This is a genomic window from Kibdelosporangium phytohabitans (assembly GCF_001302585.1).
GTDB lineage: Bacteria > Actinomycetota > Actinomycetes > Mycobacteriales > Pseudonocardiaceae > Kibdelosporangium > Kibdelosporangium phytohabitans.
Window position 1 is genome coordinate 3,179,688 of the sequence record NZ_CP012752.1, and the last position, 24,408, is coordinate 3,204,095.

Consider the following 24,408-nt stretch of genomic DNA (forward strand, 5'->3'; position numbering starts at 1 on the left):
CGGTGGACCGGCGACTCGTGGGCTGTCCGCCCGACCCGGCCGCCGACCGGATCGGGACGATCGCGCACGTCGCGGGCAGGTACGCGATCCACCAGTACGGCGAGCGGTCCGCCCGGCTGATCCCGGCCAAGAACCCGGCGAGCTGGACCGAGGCGATCGAGCTGGCCCGCGCCGAGCGGGAGCCGGTCGTGCTCGCGGTCAACAGCAGGCAGGCCGACGGGAACGACATGTCCTGGCTGTGGGATGTCGAGTTCGAACGGCTGGCAGGCGGGAACGTCACGGTCACCGGCGAGCGGGCCACCCCCCTCGCGGTGCGGTTGCGGTACGCGAACGTGCGGTTCAGGGCCGAGCCGGATCCGGTGCTGGCCATCACCAACAGCGGACCGGGCAGGCCGAACGTGCTGGCCGACTACACGGCATTCCAGTCGATCCGAGCGAGGGGGCGCAATGGGGCACAGTGAGCGGGCCGTCCGGATCGCCTTGCTGTTCCCGGATCTGCTTGGCACATACGGTGATCGCGGCAACGCGTTGGTGCTGCGGCAGCGGCTGCGCTTGCGGGGGATCACGGCCGGGACCGTCGAAGTCGCGGCGGGCGCGTCCGTGCCGGAGTCCTGCGACCTGTACGTGATCGGCGGGGGAGAGGACGTGGCGCGGCGCGCGGCCGACTCGATCCGGGCGACTCCGGGCTTGCAGCGAGCTGTGGCACGCGGCGCGGCGGTTTTGGCTGTGCGCGGGTTCTCAGATCCTCGGCACCAGGTATCGCACGGGCGACGGCGTCGATCGCGACGGTGCCGGTCTGCTGGACGTGACGACCGAACCACGGCCAAGGCGGGCGGTCGGCGAGATCGTGGTGGATTCCCCGTTCGGGCCGCTCAGCGGGTTTGAGAACCACCAGGGCGGTACGAGGCTCGGCAGGGACGCTCAGCCGCTCGGGCGGGTCGTCCAGGGGGTCGGCAACGGCCACGGCGGCGCTGAAGGCGTGATCGCGGGCAGGGTCGTCGGAACTTGTCCGCACGTGCCGAAGGGCGGCCGACCGGAGCCGGCCGCCCTTCGAAGAACCCGTTCAGGAGGCGGGAACGCTCGCCACACCCTGTGCGAGGAAACGCTTACCGGTGACGCGCTCGGAAATCCCGGCACGGTCGAGGTACGGCGTGATGCCGCCGAGCCAGAACGGCCAGCCCGCACCGAGGATCAGGCACAGGTCGATGTCCTGAGCCTCCGCCACGACGCCCTCGTCCAGCATGCGCCGGACCTCGTCGGCCAGCGCGACCAGCGTGCGGTCGAGCAGCTGCTCACCCGTGGACGGCGAGTCGCCCGGCTTCCAGAGCGCCGCGACCTCCGGGTCGAGGGTCTGGTTGCCCTGCGCGTCCCACTGCCACACCGCGGTCTTGCCCGCTTCGACGAAGCGCTTCATGTTCTCGCTCACGCCGAAGCGGTCCGGGAACGCGTTGTGCATGATCTCCGCGACGTGCAGACCCACCGCCGGGCCCACCAGTTGCAGCAGGATCATCGGCGTCATCGGCAGACCGAGCGGGTCGAGCGCGTGGTCGGCCACCTCGAACGGCGTGCCCTCGTCCAGCGCCGCGGTGATCTCACCGAGGAACCGGGTCAGCAGCCGGTTGACCACGAACGCGGGCGCGTCCTTGACCAGCACCGAGGACTTCTTCAGCTCCTTGCCGACCTTGAACGCCGTCGCCAGCGTGGCGTCGTCGGTCCGGTCGGCGCGGATGATCTCCAGCAGCGGCATGACCGCGACCGGGTTGAAGAAGTGGAAGCCCACGACCCGCTCGGGGTGCTTGAGCTTCGCGGCCATGTCCGTGATGGACAGTGACGACGTGTTGGTGGCGAGCACGCACTCGGCCGAGACGTGCTCCTCGACCTCGGCGAACACCTGCTGCTTGACTTCGAGGTCCTCGAAGACCGCCTCGATGACGAAGTCGGCGTCGGCGAAGGCGGCCTTGTCCAGCGAGCCGGACACCAGTGCCTTCAACCGGTTCGCCTCGTCCGGCGAGATCCGCTTCTTGCCTGCCAGCTTGTCGACCTCGGTGTGCACGTAGCCGACGCCCTTGTCCACACGCGCCTGGTCGATGTCCGTCAGCACAACGGGAACGTGCAACCGGCGGGCGAACAGCAACGCCATCTGGGACGCCATCAGACCGGCGCCGACGATGCCGACCTTGGTGACCGGACGCGCCAGCGACTTGTCCGGCGCACCCGCTGGGCGCCGGGCACGCTTCTGCACGAGGTTGAACGAGTACAGGCCCGCACGCAACTCGTCGGTCATCAGCACGTCGGCCAGCGCTTCGGTCTCGGCGGCGTAACCGGCCGTGAGGTCGTTGCGGCGAGCCAGTTCCAGCAGCTCGACGGCCTTGGTCGCGCCAGGCGACGCGCCGTGCGTCTTACCGTCCACAATGGCCTTGGCGCGGGCGATCGCCGCGTCCCACGCCTCGCCGCGGTCGATCTCCGGCCGCTGTGGCGTGGTCTTGCCGTTGACCACGTCGGCCAGCCACAGCAGCGACTGCTCGAGGTAGTCGGCCGACTCGAGCAGCACGTCCACGATGCCGAACTGCGCGGCCTGCGCGGGCTTGAGCATCTTGTTCTGGCTCAACGCGTTCTCGATGATCACGGTGACGGCCTTGTCCGCGCCGATCAGGTTCGGCAGCAGCTGCGTACCGCCCCAGCCGGGGAACAGGCCGAGGAACACCTCGGGGAACGAGATCGCCGCCGCGTTGCTGGCCAGCGTCCGGTAGTGGCACGACAGCGCGAGTTCGAGGCCGCCGCCCATCACCGCGCCGTTGACGAACGCGAAGGTCGGGATCCCGGAGTCGGTGAACCGGCGGAACACGTCGTGCCCGAGTTGCGCGATCTGCAGCGCGGTCGCCCGGTCGGCCACCTGCTCGACACCGGTCAGGTCGGCGCCGACGGCGAAGATGAACGGCTTGCCGGTCACCGCGATCGCCGCGGGCTCGGCCGCGACGGCTTCGTCGAACGCCTCGTTCAGGCTGGTCAGGCCACCGGGGCCGAAGGTGTTCGGCTTGGTGTGGTCGAACCCGTTGTCCAAGGTGATCAGCGCGACCCGGCCGTCGAGGCCGGGTACGGTGATCAGCCGCGTGGTCGCCTTGGTGACGACCTCGTCGGGGAAGACGCCGGCAGTCACTTCGTGCCCCCGTTCCAGTTCGGGTTCTCCCAGATCACGGTGCCGCCCATGCCGATGCCGATGCACATGGTGGTGATGCCGTAGCGGACTTCGGGGTGCTCGGCGAACTGACGCGACAGCTGCGTCATCAGCCGCACACCGGAGGAGGCGAGCGGGTGGCCGGTGGCGATCGCGCCGCCCCACTCGTTGACCCGCGGGTCGTCGTCGGCGATGCCGAAGTGGTCGAGGAACGCCAGCACCTGCACGGCGAACGCCTCGTTGACCTCGAACAGGCCGATGTCGTCGATGGTCAGGCCCGCGCGCTTGAGCGCCTTCTCGGTCGCGGGCACCGGGCCGACGCCCATGACTTCGGGTTCGACACCGGCGAAGGCGTAACCCACGAGCCGCATGCCGATCGGCAGACCGAGCTCACGGGCGGTCTCCTCGTCAGCGAGCAGCGCACCGGTCGCACCGTCGTTCAGACCGGCCGCGTTGCCCGCGGTGACCCGGCCGTGCGAGCGGAACGGCGTCTTCAGCGCGGCCAGCGTCTCGACTGTGGTGCCTGGCCTCGGCGGCTCGTCCTCGGTCGCCAGGCCCCAGCCCAGCTCCGCGGACCGGGTCGCGACCGGCACGAACTCGGGTCCGATCTTGCCCGCCTTCACGGCGTCGGCGTACTTCTCCTGCGACGCGGCGGCGTACTTGTCCGCGCGCTCCTTGGTCAGGTGCGGGAACCGGTCGTGCAGGTTCTCGGCGGTCTGGCCCATCACGAGCGCGGACGTGTCCACCAGCTTGTCGGCCAGGAACCGCGGGTTCGGGTCGACGCCTTCACCCATCGGGTGACGGCCCATGTGCTCGACGCCGCCCGCGATGGCCACGTCGTACGCGCCGAACGCGATGCCGCTCGCGGTGGTGGTCACGGCGGTCATCGCGCCCGCGCACATGCGGTCGATGGCGAAGCCCGGCACGGACTTCGGCAGCCCGGCCAGCAGCGCGGCGGTCCGGCCGATGGTCAGGCCCTGGTCGCCGATCTGGGTGGTCGCCGCGATGGCGACCTCGTCGACGCGCTCCGGCGGCAGCTGCGGGTGCCTGCGCAGCAGTTCGCGGATGACCTTGACGACCAGGTCGTCCGCGCGGGTCTCGGCGTAGATGCCCTTCTTGCCCGCCTTGCCGAACGGCGTGCGCACGCCGTCGACGAAGACCACGTTGCGAAGGGCGCGCGCAGCACTGGTGGGTGCTGGTGCGGCCACGGCAAGTCCTCCCTCGTGTCTGTGGGTTACCCGCCGGTAGGGGCGGCCGTGGCACCAACTCTAGTCCTTGTTACCCGTCAGTAACTACCTTGGTCCCTCTGTCGTGTGTGTCACGCAGGACGCCGAGGGGCGTGATGCCCGCCTGCGTTCCGTGGTTGTCGTCGTGAAGCTGCGTGATTATGTTCGAAAAAAACCGTGCTGTGAGCATCTCCGATCAGCAACGCGCGCCTTGTCCGAGTCCGGGGACGACGCGCCGAAGGGCCGGGTCCTGGCGCACATCGACCAGCTGGCGCCGTACCTGCGCGACAACAGCGACGTGATGCAGGCGGGCTTCATCGGCGCGTGGGCGAGTGGTACTACACCAGGAACTTCGGCAACAACGGCGTCGTGTCCGCCGCGGACTGGGCCAACCGGAAAGCCGTCACCGACAAGCTGCTCGCCGCGCTGCCCGCGACCCGGATGCTTCAGCTGCGCACGCCGAAGTTCAAGCGGACCATGTACCCCCCCGGACTCGTTGCCCGACCACAAGGCCTATGACGGCACCGCACTCGCCCGGCTCGGGCACCTGTCAGCATCACCATTCACAACGAGGGATACGCGTCGCCGACGAACCCGCGAGGTGCCGCACTGATCCTGCGCAACACCGCGAACGGCCAGTTCCACTGGTGCACGCTCAACGCGGATCCGCGGCGCTGGGAGGCGGGGAAGACGACGACCGCACCCCTCGGTGGGCATGGCCGGGCGCGGAGCTAGTCGGCTGACGGGGTCGCGTGCAGTGCCTTGCTCAGCAGCTCAGCCACCAGGTTGATCTGCCATTCGCGGGCGCCACCGGCGCGCAACGCCGTTGATGTCCCGTCCACGTCGATGGCATCCGGTGGTGTCCAGCAGATCCGGCGGATCAGGTCGGGCTGGACCATGTTCTCGACTGGCAGCCGCAGTGATTCCGCCAGTGCCGACAGGCTCGCCCGCGCCGCCGAGAGGCGTGCCGCCGCGGCCGGGTCCTTGTCCGCCCACCGGTTGGGCGGGGGCGGGCCGTCCTGCTGCGGGGACGGGTCCGGGAGTTCGTTGCGGGGCAGCTGGGCGGCTGTCTTGAGCGCCTGCGCCCACGTCCCGGCCAGGCGCCGCTGGGAACGGCCGCGGAAGACCGGGAGCTTCACCAGGCCCGCTTCGTCGATCGGGGCCGCGACCGCCGCGTCCACGATCGCGCTGTCGGGCAGCACACGGCCCGGTGCCACGTCTCGTTCCCGCGCGATGGTGTCGCGGATTTCCCACAGGGCGCGTACGAAGGCCAACGCACGGGCCCCCCGGGCCCTGTGGATGCCTGAAGTGCGCCGCCATGGCTCCTTGCGTGGCTCCGGCGGCGGAGCGTCTATGAGGGCGGCGAATTCCTGCAGCGCCCACTCGAGCTTGCCCTGGGACGACAGCTCGGCTTCGAGCGCGTCGCGCAGCGGCACGAGCAGTTCGACGTCGAGCGCCGCGTAGTTCAGCCACTCGCGGGGCAACGGCCTGCGCGACCAGTCCGCCGCGCCGTGGCCCTTCTCCAGCCGGTAGCCCAGGACGCGCTCGACCAGCGTGCCGAGGGCGACGCGGTCGAAGCCCGCCAGCCGCCCGGCCAGCTCGGTGTCGAACAGCACGCTCGGCCGCAGGCCGAGCTCGGCGAGGCACGGCAGATCCTGGGATGCCGCGTGCAGCACCCACTCCGTGTCCGCCAGTGCCTCGATCAGGGGGTCGACCTCGTCGTTGAGCGCGACGGGGTCGACGAGCACTGTTCCAGCGCCCTCGCGGCGCAGTTGCACGAGGTACGCCCGCTGCGAGTACCGGTATCCGGATGCGCGTTCGGTGTCGACCGCGACCGGCCCATGACCCGCCGCCAGAGCTGCGGCCGCGCGCCGCAGCTCTGCCGGCTGAGTCACCACAGGTGGCGTGCCACCCGCTGGTTCGACCAGAGGAATTGGTTCCGGCTGGTCGCTTGTGGGAGATCCGGGTGTGCTCACGGCGGGAAACCCTACGTCAGGGTTGCCCACCGGTCGCACGCTTTCGGGCGATCAGCATTTCAGCGGATCACGCCGGCACGCATCGCCAGCGCGACCATCTGGGCCCGGTCACCGGTTCCGAGCTTCCTGCCGATGCGCGACAGGTGGCTCTTGACGGTGAGTGCGGACAGGTTGAGCGCCTCGCCGATCTCCTTGTTGCTCTGGCCATCGGCGACCAATTGCAGCACCTCAACCTCGCGGGCGGACAACTCACGAGGTGTGTTGTCGGTCCCCGGGACCCGGGTACCCGTCGCGAGCACGGGAGCGACACTCGGGTCGGCGTACACGCCGCCCTCGAGCACTCGCCGCACTCCGTCGGTCACCACCACCGGCGATGCGGACTTCAGCAGGTAGGCCTGGGCCCCTGCCTGGAAGGCCGAACGCACGGCGTACGGGTCGTCGGACGACGCCAGCACCACGATCCTTGGCCACCCGTGGCTACGGAGTTCCGTAACCAACTCGATGCCCGAGCCATCCGGCAGTCCGAGATCGAGGATCGCCAGGTCGCACGGCCCAGTGGCCAACGCCCGTGCCCTCGCCTCGGCCACCGAAGCGGCCTCATGCACTGTGCCCGCGCCCATCTGGGTCAACCGGGCAGCTATCGCCTCCCTCAGCAGCGGATGGTCGTCAACCACCAACACTGAGAACAGTTCTTCCCGCGGGTGCGGGACCATGTTCGCTGGCAACGCACCAGCTGGCGTGGTTCGAACGGCCTGACCTAAGCCGACGGCAGCCACGTCACTACCTCCCTGTAGTCGGTCGTGCCCCCCGACCGGCACTGGGACTTTCCGCCAATCAGCCGCGCCGCTGATGGACCGAAAGTGGTGTCGACGAGGGCAGCCTAGCCGCCCAAGCGGGTCAACGGGACGATCAATCGGGTATGTATCCGATCGGGTTGTGACTTTCTGGACGTGTTGTCACACGATCAGGTGACTCCGGTAATGGTGAAGTAACGCAAGCACGCTCCCACGCGATGGAACGAGGTCATGGGTTATGAAGTCCGCAGGATTCGACCGTGCGGTGGCCCTTCTCAGCACGACCCAATTGGCTGACGGTCACAACGACCTGCCATGGGCGCTGAGGCAGATCGGTGGTCCGGATCCGGCCGCCGCGGTCGGCTCCACCGACCTGACAGTTGTGCAACCGGGGTTGCATACCGACATCCCCCGGCTGCGGCAGGGCGGAGTGGGCCTGCAGTTCTGGTCGGTGTACGTGCCGTGTCAGTTCGACGGCCATTCCGCGGTCACCGCCGTGCTCGAGCAGATCGAGGTCGTGTACCGGCTGGCGGAACGCTACCCGGACGAGCTGGCGATCGCCACGACCGCCGACGAGGCCGAAGCGGCGTTCCGGTCAGGCAGGATCGCCTCCATGCTCGGCGCCGAGGGCGGCCACTGCATCGCCGAGTCGCTGGGGGTCCTCGCGGCGCTGCGGCGGCTCGGAGTCCGCTACATGACCCTCACGCACAACTTGAACACGCCGTGGGCCGATTCCGCGACCGACGACGCGGTGCACGGCGGGCTGACCCACTTCGGCCGCGCGGTCGTGCGCGAGATGAACCGGATCGGCATGATGGTCGACCTCTCCCACGTCGCGCCGTCGACCATGCGGGACGCGATTGAAACGTCACAAGCCCCGGTGGTCTTCACGCACTCGTCGTGCCGGAACGTGAACGATCATGTACGCAACGTGCCGGACGACGTGCTCGGCTCGCTGAAGGCGAACGGAGGTGTGTGCATGATCACGTTTGTACCCAGTTTCGTATCACCGTCACTGCTCGAATGGGACGAATCGGTTAAATCTTCGATGGAAGCCGAGGGTCTCGACTACCGGGACCTCGACGCCCGGAACAAGTTCGTCGAGCACTGGAACGGGCCAGCCGAGCCCCAAGCGACGCTGGACGAGGTCGTCACGCACCTCGACCACGCGCGCGAGGTCGCCGGGATCGACCACATCGGCCTCGGCGGCGACTACGACGGCGTCACCTCGTTGCCGGAAGGCCTCGAGGACGTGTCGAAGTACCCGGCTCTGCTGGGCGCGCTGCTCGACCGCGGCTGGAGCGAGGAGGACTGCGCCAAGCTCGCGGGCCGCAACGCCCTGCGCGTGCTGCGCGCGACCGAGGAAGCGGCGGAGCGGCAGTACTGAGGTCCTAGCCCTTGAAGAGGGTCACCCCGACCGGCGGCAACCCGACCACGCTGGCCAGCAGGTCGCAGAAGGCCTCACCGTGCGGCTTGAGGTCCGCCGTCCGGGGTGTCCAGGAAGCACGCAGTTCCAGGTCGTCGGTCCTGGCCGGCCCGGCGATGTCGCCGAACCGGGCGGACGAGGTCTCCGTGACAGTCCCGCCGAGCGCGGCGAACTTCGCGCCGGACGCCTCCAGCGCGTCGGTCAGCCACGACCAGCCGACCGCGGGCAGCAGCGGATCCGAGGCCAGTTCGGCGTCCAGTTCGGCACGCACGAAGGCGACCACGCGCAACTCGCCGTCCCACGCCTCCTGGCCGTCCGGGTCGTGCAGCAGCACGAGCCGCCCGGTGGCCAGCACCTCCGCCGGTCCGTTCACCTCCGCCGTGATCGCGAAGGCCCACGGCGCCAGCCGCTGCGGCGGGCGTACTTCCTCGAGCTGGACCTCGGGGCGCGGCCGGAGCGACCGCAGCGCCGCGACGGCCTGGCGAAAGACCTCGGGTGCTTCGGGAGCCTGGGACGCAGTCACGACAGGTAACTGTAGGACCACCCGAGTCAGTGAGCCGGGATGGCACGCCGAGCAGATCTGTATACGTTGGGTCGATCAAGTGGTTCGGTGTTCGTGACCTCGTACATGCGCAAGTGTGGTGCTTGCGCGTGCTCGTCGGTCGTCATCCCGCCGGTTGGGCGTGTGGAACGATGGGGAAGGTGACCACCGCATCGCCCGTCCGCCGGGATCTCGCCAACGCCCCGTTGCTCGCCGCCGCCAGCGGTCAGACCCCCGAGCGCACGCCGGTGTGGTTCATGCGGCAGGCAGGCCGGTCGTTGCCCGAGTACCGCAAGCTGCGCGAGGGCGTGGCGATGCTGCAGGCGTGTTTCACGCCCGAGATGGTCGCCGAGGTGACCCTGCAGCCGATCCGCAGGCACGACGTCGACGCGGCGATCCTGTTCAGCGACATCGTCGTACCGCTCAAGGCCGCCGGGATCGACCTGGACATCGTGCCGGGCACCGGGCCCGTGGTGGCCGAGCCGGTCCGTGACGAGCGGGCCGTGAACGCGCTGCCGGAGCTCGACCCGGCGAGCCTCGACCCGGTCGCCGAGGCGGTCCGGTTGCTGACCGCGCAGCTGGGTGACGTGCCGTTGATCGGTTTCGCGGGTGCGCCGTTCACGCTCGCCTCCTACCTGATCGAAGGCGGCCCGAGCAGGCACCACGAGCGCACCAAGGCGCTGATGAAGGCGCAGCCGGACGTCTGGCACGCGTTGCTGGACCGGATCGCCGACTACACCGTCGAGTTCCTCAAGACGCAGATCGGCGCGGGTGTCGACGCCGTCCAGCTGTTCGACTCGTGGGCGGGCGCGCTGTCCGAGGCCGACTACCGCGAGTTCGTCTTCCCGCATTCGCAGCGGGTGCTCGCCGCGCTGGCGTTCGCCGGTGTGCCGCGGATCCACTTCGGCGTCGGCACGGCCGAGTTGCTGCCCGCGATGCGCGAGGCCGGTGCGGACGTCGTCGGCGTGGACTGGCGGCTGCCGCTGGACGAGGCCGTGCGCAGGCTCGAGGCCGCCGCGCCGGACGCGCCGAAGCCGGTCGTGCAGGGCAACCTCGACCCCGCTGTGCTCTTCGCGGGCTGGGACGTGGTCGAGCGCGAGGTGCGGCGGATCGTCGCGGAGGGCAAGGCCGCCGCGGGGCACGTGTTCAACCTCGGCCACGGCGTGATGCCGGAGACCGACCCGGCCGTGCTGACCCGAGTCGTCGAGCTGGTCCACAGCATCCGCTGATGGCCGCACGAGTTGTCGTCATCGGCGGTGGGATAGCCGGATTGGCCGCCGCGTACCGGTTGCGCACCTTGCGGCCGGACGCCGAGATCGTCGTCGTCGAGTCGTCGGCCGGGCTCGGCGGCAAACTCCGCACGCGCGAACTCGCCGGCGCGGCGGTCGACGTCGGCGCGGAAGCGTTCGTGCTGCGCAACCCGACTGCCACGAAGCTCGTCGACGAGCTCGGCTTGACCGAACGGCTGGCGCACCCGGTGCTGTCCGCTGCGACCGTTCGCGCCGCGGGCCGTACGGTTCCGTTGCCGAAGCGCACGTTTCTCGGGTTGCCCGCCGGTGCCGACGAGGTCCGCGAGGTGCTTTCCCCTTCCGCGGCCGCGCGGGTCGCCGCCGAACGCGACCTGCCGCCGTTGGAGCTGGACAAGGACCCGACGGCGCCGGATGTGTCGGTGGGACAGGTGATCGCCGAGCGGTTCGGCCGGGAACTGGTGGACCGCCTCGTCGAACCGTTGCTGGGCGGCGTGTACGCGGGCCGCGCGGACATGCTCGGCCTGCGCGCCACCATGGCGCCGCTTGTCGGCACGCACGAGACGTTGACCGACGCGGTCGGCCGTGTTCTCGGGCCGCCACGGGAAGGTGCGCGGCCGCCGGTGTTCGGCGCGCTGCGCGGCGGGATGGACGTCCTGGTCGGCGAACTGGCCAAGCGGTCCGCCGCGGACGTGCGTCTCGGGCTGCCGGTGCGCGCCTTGACCCGGACCGGGCAGCACGGCTGGCGGCTGGAGATCGGCAGTGCGGCGGCGCCCGAGTTCCTCGACGCCGACGCTGTCATCCTCGCTGTGCCCGCTCCTGCCGCGCGCAAGCTCCTCGAAGACGTGGCTCCTGTGGCGTCTGCCGCGTACGGGCGCGTCGAGGTGGCCTCGATGGCGGTGGTGAGCCTCGCGTTGCCACCAGACGCTGTGCTGCCGCAAGCTACGGGCGTGTTGCTGGCGGTGGGGGAGCGGCACGCCGACGGAACCCCCTTTACTGCAAAAGCTTTCACGTTTTCCAGCCGCAAGTGGGGCCGGGCCGGCGGTGAACCGGTACAGCTGCGCGCGTCGGTCGGGCGCTACGGCGAAGCCGGGACCCTGCAACGGGATGACGACGAGCTGGTGGCCGCGGTGCGGTCCGATCTGTGGGAACTCACCGGAGTCGATGTTGCGCCAGTCGGGCGAATCGTGACACGTTGGGGTGGTGGGCTGCCGCAATACGGAGTCGGCCATACCGCCGCCGTCGCCGCGATCATCGACGCGGTTGCCGAAATCCCTGGTCTCGCTGTTGCCGGTGCTGCTTTGCGGGGTGTCGGCATACCGGCGACCATCGACTCGGCGACCGCGGCGGCATCGGCGATCGGCGCTTACCTGGCGTCGCGATCGGGCGAAATTGGTGCGCCGACTGGCCTAGTGGGTGACTAACCGCCTGTGCTACAGTGCGGCACCGTTGTGGTCGTTTTTCGGGTGACTCACAAAAGAGTATCGTGGTGGATCTCTTGCGGGCGTCGCGCTTTATTTGAAAAGTATTCGACACCGGTGGAGTGACGTGAGATTTCTGGGTGACCGGCGCCAGGGCCACGGCTCTATCCGGACGAGACTCACCGTCGTCGTGGTGTTTTCGGCGGTCGCTCTCATGGTGATGTGGGTAGCTGTCGCGCTGCCCCGGCTCTATGACGCGATCTACTTGCGCAAGGTCAGCGACGCGATGCAGGAGATCGTGCCGAAGGCCGTCCGCGCGCTGGGCTCGGTGCAGGCCGAGCGCGCGCAGAGCCTCGCGGGATCCGGCGCGGGAGCCGAGCTGGCCAGTGCCCGCAACCGAACCGACCAGTCGCTGCGCGAGGTGCGCGATCTGGTCGAGCCGCTGGTGTCCGACGCGCCGAAGGCCGTGCGCGACCGGCACCTGACCTTCGTGCGGACGTTCGGCGAGCTGCCCGCAATCCGCGCGCAGGCGGACACGAAGGCGATCAGCCGGTCGGAATTGTACGCTTTTTACAACAAAGTTGCCGATGTCAGCATCGCTGTTTTTGATAGTTTCGCGAGGGCCGTGCCGGATCAGCGGACGGCCTTGAGCGGTGTTGAGGTGATCTCGCTCTTCCGGGCGGCCGAGCTGATGTCGCGGGAGAGCGCGGTCGTCAGCGGGGCTATTACGACGGGTGCCCTCAATCAGACCGATCACGCCGAATTCGTCCGGCTCTCCGGCGCCTATCGGCAGCAGCTGGAATTGTCCACACAAAACAGTTCCCGTGATGTCCGGTCCGCCTACCAGGAGTTACTCGCCGGTGTCGACTGGACACGGCTGACGACCGCGGAGGGAACCCTGATCAGCCAGGGGCCGTGGACCGTCGTCGCGCAGCGCAACCGGGCCGAGGGGCAACTCGCCGCGGCTCCGGTGAGTGATCAGGAATGGCGTGACGTCACCGGGAAGGTCTACAGCAGACTGGAGCAGCTCGGAGTCCGCCAGTTCGACGACGCGGCCAGGCTGGCCGACGACGAGTCCAGCTCGGGGCTGCTCGCGGCGATCATCGGCAGCGCGGTCGCGCTGCTCGTCGGCGTCGCCACGATCATCGCCGCGTTGCGGATCATGCGGGCGACCGCGCGCAGGCTGACCAGGTTGCGTTACGAGACACTGGAACTGGCGGTGGAGAAGCTGCCGCCGATCGTCAGCAGGCTGCGCGGCGGCGAGCAGGTCGACGTGAGCACCGAACTACCGGTGCTGGACTTCGGCAAGGACGAGATCGGCCAGGTCGCCAGGGCGTTCAACGCCGCGCACGCGACCGCGGTCGAGGCGGCCGTGCAGGAATCGCAGGCACGGGCCGGTGTGCGCAACGTGTTCCTCGGTATCGCGCACCGCAGCCAGGCGCTGGTGCACCGGCAGTTGAAGATCCTCGACAAGCTGGAGCGCGAGCAGGAGGACCCGCAGCAGCTCGACGACCTGTTCACGCTGGACCACCTGGCCACGCGGGCCCGCCGCAACGCCGAGAACCTGATCATCCTCGGTGGTCAGCAGCCGGGCCGGGCATGGCGCAAACCCGTCCTGCTCGCGGACATCCTGCGCGGCGCGGTCGCGGAAACCACGCAGTACAAGCGAATCCGGTTACAAGGTGTGCCACGCGTGCTGCTCGTCGGCTCGGCCGTCGCGGACATCATGCACCTGCTCGCCGAACTGCTGGACAACGCAACGTCGTTCTCCCCGCCCCGCTCGCACGTGCGCCTGTCCGGTGAGCACGCGGCGAAAGGCATCGTCGTCGAGGTCGAGGACAACGGTCTCGGCATGGGCGACGACGAACGCGACCACCACAACATGGTGCTCGCCGACCCGCCGGACTTCGAGTCGATGGCGCTCAAGGGCGACCCGCGGCTCGGTCTGTTCGTGGTCGCGCGACTGGCCGCCCGGCACGGCGTCAAGGTCGAGCTGCGCTCGTCCTCCTACGGCGGCACGCGGGCGATCGTGCTGATCCCGGCGGCGCTGCTGGTGGAAGCCGAGGAAGAGGACACCCTCGAGACGCTCCCGACGGCACCGGCGGCGAGGACCGCGTCGCCCGACGCGGAGTACGACGACGTGCTGCCGTACCGGGTATCGCTGTTCAACCCGATGGGCGAGGCGGCCGACGAACCGCAGCCGCAAGGCGGGTACAGCGCCGAGTACGAAGACGAACACCGCACTGATCACAGCACGAGTCACGACACGGATTTCGGTTCGGACGACGGGACGTGGTACGGCGAGCACGCCGCGAGCACCGAGAACTTGACGGGCGCGCCGCAGTTCCAGCCGCCGGGACCCGAGCCGCGATGGCCGGAAGAAGACATGGTTGAACCAGAACCGCCGAAGCCGAGTGTGCATCCCGTGCACACTCCCCCCGGGCAGATCAACGCGGCGCCCACCCACGCGGCGCAGACGTCGCCGCGCATCCCACCGGTGGCAGCCCAGAACCCGGGCACGTCCGACAGACCCGCGTTGCCACGCCGCCGCAGGCAGGCGAGTCTCGCGCCGCAGCTGCGGGAGACCTCGCCGATGCGGCCGGAGGACCACGATCCGGCGGGCGGACGCTCGCCTGAGGAGATCCGCAGCATCATGTCGGCCTTCCAGCAGCAGAGCCGGCGCGCGCGGGACGAGGATCAGTAAGGGGAGAACTGGATGAAGAAGGCGAACACAGGCGCGGACCTCGACTGGTTGCTCGACGACCTGGTCGGCCGGGTCGTCGGTGCCAAGCACGCGGTGGTGCTGTCCGCGGACGGCCTGCTCGTCGGACGCTCGGCGGCGTTATCCAAAGAGGACGGTGAGCACCTGTCCGCGGTGGCGTCGGCGTTCCAGAGCCTCGCGCGGGGGACCGGCAGGCAGTTCGGCGGCGGCAAGGTGCGCCAGACCATCGTGGAGATGGAGCACGCGTTCCTGTTCGTCACCGCGGCGGGCCAGGGCACGTGCCTCGCGGTGCTCGGCGAGGAGGACGCCGACGTCGGCCTGATCGCCTACGAGATGAACCTCTTGGTCAAACAGGTCGGTTCGGTGCTCAACGCGTCGCCGAGACACGAACACCTTGGCGCATCGACGTCATGATCGCCAGCCGCGACAACTGGGTGGACGACGAGGCCGGGCCGCTGGTGCGCCCGTACGCGATGACGCGTGGGCGCACCAGGCCGGCGAACCGCGATCTGAACATGATCACGCTCGTGGTCGCGGCCAAGGACGACGTCGACGCGCTCACGCTGGACGCCGACTACGTGGCGATCCTCGAACTGTGCCGCCACCCGCTGTCGATCGCGGAGCTCGCCGCCCGGCTGGACGTGCCGATCGTGGTCGTCAAGGTCCTGGTGTCGGACTTGATCGAACTGCGGGAAGTAATAGCCCGCAACCCCTCGCGCGATGTCAGAGTCCCAGACATGAAACTACTGCAGGCGGTGCTCGATGGTGTCCGACGACTCTGAGGCGATGCCAAGCGCGGTCAAGATCCTCATCGCGGGCGGGTTCGGCGCGGGGAAGACCACGATGGTCAGCGCGGTCAGCGAGATCGCCCCGCTGTCGACCGAGGAGCTGCTCACCGAGGCGGGCATCGACGTCGACGACCTCGCCGGGATCGAGAACAAGCTGACCACGACGGTCGCGCTGGACTTCGGCCGGATCACGCTCAACGACCGGGCGATCCTGTACCTGTTCGGCACGCCCGGCCAGGGCCGGTTCTGGTTCATGTGGGACGAGCTGGCCTACGGCGCGATCGGCGCGGTCGTGCTCGCCGACACCCGGCGGCTGGAGACGTGCTTCCCGTCGATCGACTTCTTCGAGAAGCGGGACGTGCCGTTCGTGATCGCGGTGAACTGCTTCGAGGGTGCCGCGCGCTACGAGACGGCCGAGGTGCGCGAGGCGCTGGACGTCGGCGAGGACGTGCCGATCGCGCTGTGCGACGCGCGTGACCGGGAGTCGGCCAAGGAGGTACTGGTCACATTGGTGGAGTACGTCCTGAGCAGGCAGACGTTGGCTCGTGCCACCATGTAGGCATGGCTCGCCTCAACTTCGCCGAACTCAACGACACGATCCGGTACACCATGTGGTCGGTGTTCCGGGTCGAACCGGGCAAGCTCCCCGACGACCGCGGCCCGGCGGCCACCGAAGCGCAGTCCTACCTCGACGCGCTGGACGACAAGGGCGTTGTCGTCCGGGGCGTGTACGACGTGGCGGGCCTGCGTGCGGACGCGGACTACATGATCTGGTGGCACGCCGAGGAGATCGAGCAGGTGCAGGCGGCGTACACGGGGCTGCGGCGGACCGCGCTCGGCCGCGTGTCCACGCCGGTCTGGAGCCAGGTCGCGCTGCACCGGCCCGCGGAGTTCAACAAGAGCCACATCCCGGCGTTCCTCGCCGGTGAGGAAGCCCGCAAGTACGTCTGCGTGTACCCGTTCGTCCGGTCCTACGAGTGGTACCTGCTGCCGGACGAGGATCGCCGCAAGATGCTCGCCGAGCACGGCCACATGGCCCGTGACTACCCGGACGTGCGTGCCAACACCGTCGCGTCGTTCGCGCTCGGCGACTACGAGTGGATGCTCGCGTTCGAGGCGGATGAGCTGCACCGGATCGTGGATCTGATGCGCCATCTGCGTGGCAGCACCGCCCGGCGGCATGTGCGCGAGGAAATCCCGTTCTACACCGGCACGCGGTTGCCCGCGTCCGAGCTCGTGACCAACTTGCCGTGATCACTGGTGCGGGAAACAAAAGGTTGACGGCTGGTGAATGATTTCGGGTAGCGCAAAGCCCGAATGGCGGTGAACCATTCGGGCTTTCGCCGGTGAAATCGATCAGTTGTAGCCCATGCCGTCGGTGCTGGTGCCGCCGCCGCAGTTGTACCCCATGCCATCCGGGCAGGCGCTGTTGTAGCCCATGCCGTCCGGGCTCGGTGCCGCGATGGCGGCAGCCGCGCCGGAAACGGTCAGTCCCGCGACCGCGGCAGCGCTCGCAAGCAGCATCACGATGCGAGTTGGTGTCCGCATGATTCCTCCGCACGCCGATTTCTGTGGAGATCGGACGAAAATGTGCCTACAGCGTGGCAGTGCATCAGTAATCGGCGATCGAGCGCGCAGTAAATAGTTGGCCAACGATGGGTTGCGGCGCCGAAAAGTGAACAGAGCTGAGCAACCCGAACAATTTTGAAGAATGTGTTGAGCCGATTAACGAGTGTTGTTAAGGTCGCGTTCACCAAGTATTATCCTGATCATGTCGCGGCCAGGTGTGCTCGTCGGCCGGGGTGCGGAGCTGACCCGGCTGTCCGGCTGGCTGCGCGCGCTCGCAACCGGTCGCGGCCAGGCGGTTCTCGTCGAGGGCGAGCCGGGAATCGGCAAGTCCATGCTGGTGCGCGCGGCGTGCGCGAACGCGGGGTTCCCCGTCCACTGGGGCTCGGGTGACGAACTCGGCCAGGACCTGCCGCTGATGCCGTTGCTCGACGGCCTGCGGGTGCACGGGGACGGCCTCGCCGGTGCCGCGAACGCCCGGCGGCAGACCATCGCCCGGCTGATGCGCGGCGAGGAGACGATCGGCCACGGTGTGGACGTGGCCACCGCCATGGCCGAGCACCTGCTGGCATTGCTGGAAGAACTGTGCGCGGACGGCCCGGTCGTCCTCGTGGTCGACGACTTGCACTGGGCGGACCGGCACACCGTCGCCCTGTGCGGCAGGCTGGCCCGTCTGGTCCAGCAGATCCCCTTGCTGTTCATCGGGATCACCCGGCCGGTGCCCCGGCGCACCGAGCTGGTCTCCCTGCGCCGTTCCATCCCGGTGGCCGACCGGATCCGGTTGTCCCGCTTGGCGGACGCCGAGATCGAGACACTGCTGACCGAACTGGCCGGTGGTGCTCCCAGCGAGCGGTTGCGCAGGCTCGCCGCGGGTGCGGCGGGAAACCCGTTGTACCTGACCGAGCTGGTGGGTTCGCTCAGCCGTGGCGGGCGCTTGTTCACCACCGAATCCGGCCTGGTGGAGACGACGGTCGAGCGCACACCGAGGTCGTTGTCCGCCGCGATCGCCGAACGGCTCGGTTTCCTGCCGCCGCAGGTGCTCGACGTCCTGCGGCTGGCTGCCCTGCTCGGCACGGACTTCTCCGTCGGCGACCTGGCCGTCGTGTCGGGACAGGGCACCGGGCAGCTGGTTCCCGCCATCGAGGACGCCCGCGCCTCGGGAATCCTGACCGAGGTGGACGACTCGCTGGCGTTCCGGCACCCGCTGATCCGGATCGCCTTGTACGAACAGCTGCCGCGGTCGGTACGTGCCGCCTGGCACCGGGACGCGGCCAAGGCGCTCATCCACGCCGGTGCCCCCGCCGACCGGGTGGCCCGGCAACTGGTGCCCGCCGACGCCACCAACGAGGAATGGGTGGTGCAGTGGCTCGACAAGGCCGCGCCCGCCCTCGTCGGGCACGCCCCGAAAGTCGCGGCAGAGTTGCTGCGGCGCACCAACACCCGCCCGGAGCTGTTGGCGGACGCCCTGTACCGGATGGGCGAACCGGCCCAGGCCGCTGTCGTCGCCGATCGTGCGCTCGCTGACGATCCCGAACCGGGCCGCTTGGTCGAGCTGTACCGCATTCTGACCCAGTGCCGTTTCCACGCCGGACAGCCCGCCGCGGCGTTGGCGGCGTTGCGGTCCGCGCTGACCATGCCGGGACTGCCCGCCGTGCACCGTGCCCGGCTGCTTGTCCTCGCGGCGCGTGCCAACCGGGACCTCGGCCGTGTCGACGAGGCGGAAGCGCTTGCGCGCGAGGCGTTGGAGCAGACCACGGACCGTTGGGCGACGGGGTGGGCGTTGCACGTCCTGGTGCTCGTGTCGATGATGCGCGGCGCGAGTGACGAGGCGCTCGCGTTGCTGGAGCGTGCGCTCACAGTCGCGTCGGACGACCCGGACCTGACCGATCTCGCGTTGCTGGTGCGGATCAACCAGGCGGTCACGCTGGGCGACCTGGACCGCTACGACGAGGCCATCGACGTGGCCGGCCGGATGCGCCAGGAAGCGGAACGCACCGGCAGCCTGGTCCGGCTGACCCAGGCGCACAGCGCGATGGGCCAGCTGCTGCTGGAGACCGGCGGCTGGGACGACGCGGTCGCCGAAGTGGACGCGTTGCCCGCCGAGGTGAAGGACCCGAGCGTGGTCTGCTGCGACCACGGGATCGCCGCGACGATCTGCTTGCACCGCGACGACCCGGACTCGGCCCGGCGGCACCTGGCCGCGGCGGCGCCGTCGGCCGAACACGTCGGTCTGCGCGCGGTCGCCCAGCTGTGCCTGGCCCGCAGCCTGGACGCGGAGTACGCCGGGGACCCGGCCACAGCGCTCGCCGAACTGGTCGACGGGCTCGCGGACAAGACCGAGATCGAGGACATGCTCCCGGACGCGGTCCGGCTGGCCGTCCAGGTCGGTGAACTGGACGTGGCGAGGACAGCGACCGCTCGTGTCCACGCGCTCGTGCAGTCGTCACCGCGCTGGCACGCCGCCGCGTTGTACTGCTCCGGATTGGTGGACGACAACCCTGAGATGCTGCTCGCGGCGGCGGGGGAGTCCAACCGGCGGCTGCCGAAAGCGAAGGCGTTCGAGGCGGCTGCGACGGCTTTTGTCGCGGCAGGGGACCTGAGTTCGGCGCGGGCCGCCTTCGCCAGGGCGACCGCGGTGTACGAGGAACTCGGTGCCACGTGGGACATCGCGCGGCTGGCGTCGGTGCAACGGGCGGCCGGGATCCGCCGGGCGCCGCGTGTCGCGCACAAGAAGGCCACGCACGGCTGGGAGAGCCTCACCCCGACCGAGTCGAAGATCGCCGCACTCGTGGTGGAAGGCCTGACCAACAGGCAGATCGCGGCCCGGCTGTTCCTGTCGCCGCGAACCGTGGGCACGCACGTGTCGCACATCCTGAACAAGCTCGGCGTGAACTCGCGGACCGACATCGCGCGGGAGGCCGGCCGGCGCGCGAGTGGCTAGAAACTTGCGGATATCGGCCCGTCGGCCACTCGTGCCCCGGCGCCGATCGCACGAGGATGCACGCGTGATAGTCGAACTCAGGCAGTACACCCTCAAACCGGGGCAGCGCGACACGCTCGTCGACATCTTCCAACGGCACTTCGTCCACACCCAGCAGGCCGTGGGCATCACCCTGATCGGCCTGTTCCACGACCTCGACAACCCGGACAAGTTCGTGTGGTTGCGGGGATTCCCCGACATGGACAGCCGCAAGGCGGCGCTGGCCGCGTTCTACGAGCACGGCGAGGCGTGGAAGACCCACGGCCCCGCGGCGAACGCGACCATGCTCGACTCCGACGACGTGTTGTTGTTGCGGCCCTTGGGAAAGACAGCCATCGAGGTCGCGCACGGCCAGTACACCGCGATCATCTCACCGGATCCGATCGAAGTCGCGGATCCGGTCATGAGCTTCGAACCTCTCGTCACCGAGAACACCTACCCGCGGTTGCCGGTACGCGCGGACAAGATGTACGTCTCCATCCAACCCGGTGACGGAAAGGGGCTCAGGTTGAGGCCCACGGCCGGATCCGCGATGCGGTAAGCGTTCTCCTAGCGCGGGGCACGCAATCTGCTCCACAACGGCAGCACGTACCAGAAGAACACGAACCACGCCAAGGCGCCACCGGTCAGCCACGAACCCGCGTGCATGCCGAGCACGACGGTCAGGATGAGCAACAGGGCGGAGGTCAGCGCGAGCATCAGCAACGCCAGGCCACACAACGCGAAGCGGTTGGCGTACCGGACCAGCTGTTCCTTCAAGCGCTTGCGGAACACCATGCGGTGGAACGCCGCCGGTGCGATCAGCAGTGCGTTGGCCGCCGCGCCGAGTACCAGGCTGGCGACGTAGACGTCACGCTGGAAGAGGCTGAATCCGGCGAACCTGGGGGTGAACGCCACGGTCAGCAGGAAAGCCAGCAACAACTGCACCCCGGTCTGGGCCACGCGCAGCTCTTGCAGGATCTCGCCGTAGTTGCGGTCGAGTCGCTGGATCCGGCTCTCGCCGCGAACGGCGTAGTTCCAGCGGTCGTGCTCACTGTCCCGGGCCCGGTGCTCGGCCCGGTGCTGGGCGGTGTGGTTGGGGTGCATGAACCAACGATGTCCCAGAGGTGAACGCAAGACATCGGTCGGTTGACGTAGATCGGAAGGGCGGAGCGCCCCCGGGGTGGGGGCGGGCCCGGGAGCGCTCCGCGCGGGACAGGCCGGTTCAGCTCAGTTCAGCTTGTACGCGTTGACGATCGTCTGCTCGACGGTGTTGCCCGAGCGGTCGGTCGCCTTGGCCCGCAGCGACACCGAGGTGGCGTCGTTCGGGTGCTGGACGATGGCGAACACGTTCGCCACGACCGTCGTCGCCGTCCACGTCTGACCGCCGTCGAACGACGCGTCGACGCTCAGCGTCTTCGGCACCGCGCCCTGGTTGCCGCCCTGCGGCTGGACGGACACCGGGACGATGAACGACTCACCGGCCGGAGCCGAGTTCGTCGCGTCCAGCGCCGGGGTGTACCGCACCGTGGACAGCGGCAACCGGACCGGGTCCGCACCGACCGGGCCGGACCGGAACGTCCACGCGGCGCGGACCGTGGTCGAGACGTCCGCGACGCCGCCGCGGACCGCCTCGGTGGTCAGCGTGTAGTTGCCCGTGTCCGCCGGGACGTCGAACTCGCCGTAGCCGGGATCGGTCGTCTCACCGATCTTCTTGCCGTCGCGGTACAGCGCGGTCGACGCACTGTCCACAACAGACGAACCCGCGTTGCCGGCGCTGTCGCCGAACAGCGGGATGCTCGCCACGATCGTGTTCTCCGAACGAACGAGGTACTGCCACGGGCTGCGCGTCTGCGGCACGGCAGGCGAGAACACACCGCGGTTGTACGACTCCTCGTACGTCCTGCCCGCCTGCAGCACCTTCACCGGGCTGGACAGCTCGACCTCGATGTCGTCGCCGTTCGCGGACATCTGCCACAAGCCCGGGCTCCACGCGACGTCCTCGGTGGAGTAGTACTCGTTGCGGTCGCCCGGCAGCTTCACGGGAAGCAGCGCCGCCCACGCGCCCGGCCCATCACCGAACTTCGGGTACGGGAACGCGTACCGCAGGCCGGACTTGCCCGGCACGGTCGCGCCGAACGTGCCGTGGACGTGCGCCAGGTTCTCCTTCTTCACGGTCCTGGTGAACCCGGTGGGGATCGTGCCGTTCTGGTAGAAGGCCAGGCCGTAGTACTCGCCGCCCGGGTTGTCCCACTGGGTGTTGATCTGGGTGATCAGCTCCTGCGGGGGCAGCTCCGGGCCGATGTGCGCGGTGCGCAGCGAGCTGATGTCGCCGCCGAACAACACCCAGCCGTAGCCGAACGACGACTTGCCCGCCGTCCGCCGGTACGTCACGTCCGCGAGCAGCATCCGCGCCGCCGGGTCGGGTGAGCTCAGCTTGATCGGCTTGGCGCGGCGGAAGTCCAGGTCGATCGTGGTGTCCTCGGTGAGCGAGAACGCCGGGTACGACAGCCAGTTGATCTCGTCGGCCACCAGCGAGCTGTCCACGACGTACTTGCCCTTGGGCAGGCGGATCGTCGCGCTGCCGTCCGGGTCGAAGGCCGAGCTGAACTTCTGGGTGTCCAACCCGTACAGCGAGGTGCGGGCGCTGCCGGCGGGCGCGCCGTCCAGGCCGATGTGGTTGATCGTCAGCGAGTAGCTCTCCGGCTCGCGCTGCACCGAGACCGGGGTGCTGACCGACGTGTCACCGGAGGTCGCGGTGACGATTCCGGAGTAGACGCCGTCGAGACCGTCGACCCTGGTGTCGGCCGTGACGTTCACCTTGGCCTCGCCACCGGCGGGCACGGTCACCTCGGCGGGGGACGCGGTCAGCAGACCGGCGGGCGCCTGCTTGCCGTCCGGGCCGAGCGCGTTGACCTTGACCTCGAACGTGACGTCGGTCTTGCCGGTGTTGCGGTACGTCAGGGCTTTCGTGACGGGCTGGTCGTCGTCGTGCGGCCAGAGTTGCGTGCCGAGGCTGACGCTGGTCGGTGACGAGGTGACGGCCTGCGTGATCGCCTTGGCCACGTCGATCCGGCCGGAGCCCTGCTCGAACGCGTTGAGCTTGGCGTTCGGCTTCGCCGACGCGGCGAGCGTCGCCTTGAGCTGCTCGCCGTTCCAGTCCGGGTGCACCTGCGCGAGCAGCGCGGCGGCACCGGCGACGTGCGGCGTGGCCATCGAGGTGCCGGACGCGGCGACGTAACCGTCGACGACCGGCGTTCCCATCCGGCCGTTGGCGGCCTTCGCCGCGGCGATGTTCACGCCCGGAGCGGTGACGTCCGGCTTGATGCCCGCGTCGCCGATCCTCGGGCCGCGGCTGGAGAACGGCGCCAGGCTGTCGTCGCGGTCGACGGCGCCGACGGTCAGCGCGGCGTCCGCGCTACCCGGCGAGCCGACGGTCTCCGCGCGCGGGCCGCTGTTGCCGGCGGCGATCACGAACAGCGTGCCGTGCTTGGCGGACAACGTGTTCACGGCTTCTTCGAGCGGGTCGACGTCCGGGGTGTCCGGTCCGCCGAGGCTCAGGTTGACGATCTTGGCGCCCTGGTCGACCGCCCACTGCATGCCTTCGATGATCCACGAGTCGTAGCCGGAGCCGTTGTCGTTGAGCACCTTGCCGTCGAGGATGTTCGCGTCGTACGCGACACCCTTGTACTTGCCTGCCAGCTTGGCGCCGGTACCCGTGATGGTGGACGCGACGTGCGTGCCGTGACCGAACCGGTCGACGGCGTCCGCGGCGTCGCTGAAGTTCTTCTCGGTGACCTCGCGAGTGGCCAGGTCCGGGTGCGTCTGGTCGACGCCGGTGTCCAGCACGGCGACCTTCACGCCCGTGCCGGTGACACCGGCCTGCCACGCGGCGGGAGCGCCGATCTGCGCGGTGCTGCGGTCCAGCGAGGCAGTGCGTTTGCCGTCGAGCCAGACCTTTTTGACGCTGCCGGCGGTCAACGACTGCCAGGCGGCGCCGCTCTTCTCCGCGTCGAGCGCGGAAGCGTTGAGCGCGGGGAGGTTCGCTGTCGTCGTGGCACCCGCGATGCGCGCGCCGGGCGCGTGGCTGACGATCAGGGGCAGGGTGGACCGGGTGGCGTCGTCGTAGCCGGACTCGGTCAATGTGGTCACATCGAACAGGCGCTCATCCACACGCCCTTGTGCGAGAAGGGAAAGCGCGTCCTGCGGGACGACGTAGGTGTGGCCCCCGTGGTTGTAGGTGGAGAAGGCGAGTTTTTCCCGGCCCTTGCCGGGGACGATGGTGCGCACGTCGTACGCGCCGTCGACGGTGACGACCCGGTCACCGGTGACGAGGGTGACGGACTTGCCGTCCGGTCTAGCGTTTTGCGCTGCGACGGCGGTTGTCACCTGCGTCGTGCTGAGCGCGACCCCCAGGACGAGAGCCCCGACGCCGATGCGTCTGCCGGCTCGTTTCTTGGCTGAATGCACCTGAAAAACCTCCCGATCGGTTTTCCGCACACCCCAGACATCGACAGTGAGAAGTCGATGAACCACTGTCCGTGGTCATCGCAAGCTATCGGGACCA

At 69.2% G+C, this 24,408-nt stretch carries 20 protein-coding genes and 2 pseudogenes; 14 read left to right on the top strand and 8 right to left on the bottom strand.

Annotated features, from left to right (window positions below; genetic code table 11):
• Window positions 1-2: 2 nt before the first annotated feature.
• Window positions 3-461 (top strand): DUF1727 domain-containing protein, encoded by a 459-nt coding sequence (locus tag AOZ06_RS59870; protein WP_236952231.1) that lies wholly within the window; start codon window positions 3-5, stop codon window positions 459-461.
• Window positions 462-724: 263 nt separating this feature from the next.
• Window positions 725-1,009, top strand: a pseudogene (locus AOZ06_RS62040) (glutamine amidotransferase); the annotation flags it as partial.
• Between the two features lie 54 nt (window positions 1,010-1,063).
• Here the strand turns inward: AOZ06_RS62040 and AOZ06_RS14780 are convergent.
• Window positions 1,064-3,157: a 3-hydroxyacyl-CoA dehydrogenase NAD-binding domain-containing protein gene (locus AOZ06_RS14780; RefSeq protein ID WP_236952233.1), complete on the bottom strand. Its 2,094-nt coding sequence runs from the start codon at window positions 3,155-3,157 to the stop codon at window positions 1,064-1,066.
• Window positions 3,154-4,383, bottom strand: coding sequence for a thiolase family protein (locus tag AOZ06_RS14785; RefSeq protein ID WP_054289920.1), 1,230 nt, complete (start codon window positions 4,381-4,383; stop codon window positions 3,154-3,156). Before AOZ06_RS14785 ends, AOZ06_RS14780 begins: the two co-directional genes overlap by 4 nt.
• Window positions 4,384-4,546: 163 nt before the next feature.
• Between AOZ06_RS14785 and AOZ06_RS58880 the strand changes: the two are divergent.
• Both AOZ06_RS58880 and AOZ06_RS62045 read left to right on the top strand, forming a co-directional pair.
• Window positions 4,547-4,920, top strand: a pseudogene (locus tag AOZ06_RS58880) (DUF4874 domain-containing protein).
• Window positions 4,921-4,962: 42 nt separating this feature from the next.
• Window positions 4,963-5,136 carry a DUF4832 domain-containing protein gene (locus tag AOZ06_RS62045; RefSeq protein ID WP_417999965.1) on the top strand — a complete coding sequence of 58 codons (174 nt, stop codon included), beginning with the start codon at window positions 4,963-4,965 and terminating at the stop codon, window positions 5,134-5,136.
• Here the strand turns inward: AOZ06_RS62045 and AOZ06_RS14795 are convergent.
• Together AOZ06_RS14795 and AOZ06_RS14800 are read right to left on the bottom strand one after the other, a co-directional pair.
• Window positions 5,133-6,377, bottom strand: coding sequence for a ribonuclease D (locus AOZ06_RS14795; RefSeq protein WP_054289922.1), 1,245 nt, complete (start codon window positions 6,375-6,377; stop codon window positions 5,133-5,135). The genes AOZ06_RS62045 and AOZ06_RS14795 overlap by 4 nt on opposite strands.
• Before the next feature lie 59 nt (window positions 6,378-6,436).
• Window positions 6,437-7,153, bottom strand: a complete 717-nt coding sequence (locus AOZ06_RS14800; protein ID WP_037262141.1) for a response regulator — start codon at window positions 7,151-7,153, stop codon at window positions 6,437-6,439.
• A 256-nt stretch (window positions 7,154-7,409) separates the two neighbouring features.
• Here AOZ06_RS14800 and AOZ06_RS14805 point away from each other — a divergent pair, with 256 nt between their 5' ends.
• Window positions 7,410-8,558: a dipeptidase gene (locus AOZ06_RS14805; protein ID WP_054289923.1), complete on the top strand. Its 1,149-nt coding sequence runs from the start codon at window positions 7,410-7,412 to the stop codon at window positions 8,556-8,558.
• A gap of 4 nt (window positions 8,559-8,562) precedes the next feature.
• On the opposite strand, the gene AOZ06_RS14810 is transcribed toward AOZ06_RS14805, so the two are convergent.
• Complete coding sequence (locus AOZ06_RS14810; protein ID WP_054289924.1) at window positions 8,563-9,120, bottom strand: DUF3000 domain-containing protein; 558 nt, start codon at window positions 9,118-9,120, stop codon at window positions 8,563-8,565.
• Between the two features lie 179 nt (window positions 9,121-9,299).
• On the opposite strand from AOZ06_RS14810, the gene hemE reads away from it, so the two are divergent.
• From hemE to hemQ, 7 genes are all read left to right on the top strand, one after another.
• Window positions 9,300-10,367, top strand: coding sequence for a uroporphyrinogen decarboxylase (hemE, locus tag AOZ06_RS14815; protein ID WP_179950823.1), 1,068 nt, complete (start codon window positions 9,300-9,302; stop codon window positions 10,365-10,367).
• The gene (gene hemG, locus AOZ06_RS14820) at window positions 10,367-11,809 is read left to right on the top strand and encodes a protoporphyrinogen oxidase (protein WP_054289926.1); all 1,443 of its coding nucleotides are present in this window, start codon (window positions 10,367-10,369) and stop codon (window positions 11,807-11,809) included. The genes hemE and hemG overlap by 1 nt, the downstream gene beginning before the upstream one ends.
• A 124-nt stretch (window positions 11,810-11,933) precedes the next feature.
• The gene (locus tag AOZ06_RS14825; RefSeq protein WP_054289927.1) at window positions 11,934-14,510 is read left to right on the top strand and encodes a nitrate- and nitrite sensing domain-containing protein; all 2,577 of its coding nucleotides are present in this window, start codon (window positions 11,934-11,936) and stop codon (window positions 14,508-14,510) included.
• Between the two features lie 12 nt (window positions 14,511-14,522).
• Entirely contained in the window at window positions 14,523-14,942 is a 420-nt protein-coding gene (locus AOZ06_RS14830) for a roadblock/LC7 domain-containing protein (RefSeq protein ID WP_054289928.1), read from the top strand.
• A complete protein-coding gene (locus AOZ06_RS14835; protein ID WP_054289929.1) occupies window positions 14,939-15,310 on the top strand; it encodes a DUF742 domain-containing protein in 372 nt (123 codons plus the stop codon). The genes AOZ06_RS14830 and AOZ06_RS14835 overlap by 4 nt, the downstream gene beginning before the upstream one ends.
• 4 nt (window positions 15,311-15,314) lie before the next feature.
• Window positions 15,315-15,875: a GTP-binding protein gene (locus AOZ06_RS14840; protein ID WP_225954829.1), complete on the top strand. Its 561-nt coding sequence runs from the start codon at window positions 15,315-15,317 to the stop codon at window positions 15,873-15,875.
• A gap of 2 nt (window positions 15,876-15,877) precedes the next feature.
• A complete protein-coding gene (gene hemQ / locus AOZ06_RS14845; protein ID WP_054289931.1) occupies window positions 15,878-16,570 on the top strand; it encodes a hydrogen peroxide-dependent heme synthase in 693 nt (230 codons plus the stop codon).
• Window positions 16,571-16,672: 102 nt separating this feature from the next.
• Here the strand turns inward: hemQ and AOZ06_RS56235 are convergent, their stop codons facing one another.
• On the bottom strand, window positions 16,673-16,864 hold the full coding sequence (locus AOZ06_RS56235) for a hypothetical protein (protein WP_157233019.1): 192 nt from the start codon (window positions 16,862-16,864) through the stop codon (window positions 16,673-16,675).
• A 223-nt stretch (window positions 16,865-17,087) separates the two neighbouring features.
• On the opposite strand from AOZ06_RS56235, the gene AOZ06_RS14850 reads away from it, so the two are divergent.
• Both AOZ06_RS14850 and AOZ06_RS14855 read left to right on the top strand, forming a co-directional pair.
• The gene (locus AOZ06_RS14850) at window positions 17,088-19,823 is read left to right on the top strand and encodes a helix-turn-helix transcriptional regulator (RefSeq protein WP_054289932.1); all 2,736 of its coding nucleotides are present in this window, start codon (window positions 17,088-17,090) and stop codon (window positions 19,821-19,823) included.
• 64 nt (window positions 19,824-19,887) lie between these two features.
• Window positions 19,888-20,403, top strand: coding sequence for an NIPSNAP family protein (locus AOZ06_RS14855; RefSeq protein WP_054289933.1), 516 nt, complete (start codon window positions 19,888-19,890; stop codon window positions 20,401-20,403).
• An 8-nt stretch (window positions 20,404-20,411) separates the two neighbouring features.
• On the opposite strand, the gene AOZ06_RS14860 is transcribed toward AOZ06_RS14855, so the two are convergent.
• Together AOZ06_RS14860 and AOZ06_RS14865 are read right to left on the bottom strand one after the other, a co-directional pair.
• Window positions 20,412-20,948, bottom strand: a complete 537-nt coding sequence (locus AOZ06_RS14860) for a DUF6328 family protein (protein ID WP_054289934.1) — start codon at window positions 20,946-20,948, stop codon at window positions 20,412-20,414.
• A gap of 123 nt (window positions 20,949-21,071) precedes the next feature.
• The gene (locus AOZ06_RS14865; protein ID WP_157233020.1) at window positions 21,072-24,131 is read right to left on the bottom strand and encodes a S8 family peptidase; all 3,060 of its coding nucleotides are present in this window, start codon (window positions 24,129-24,131) and stop codon (window positions 21,072-21,074) included.
• Window positions 24,132-24,408: the final 277 nt, after the last annotated feature.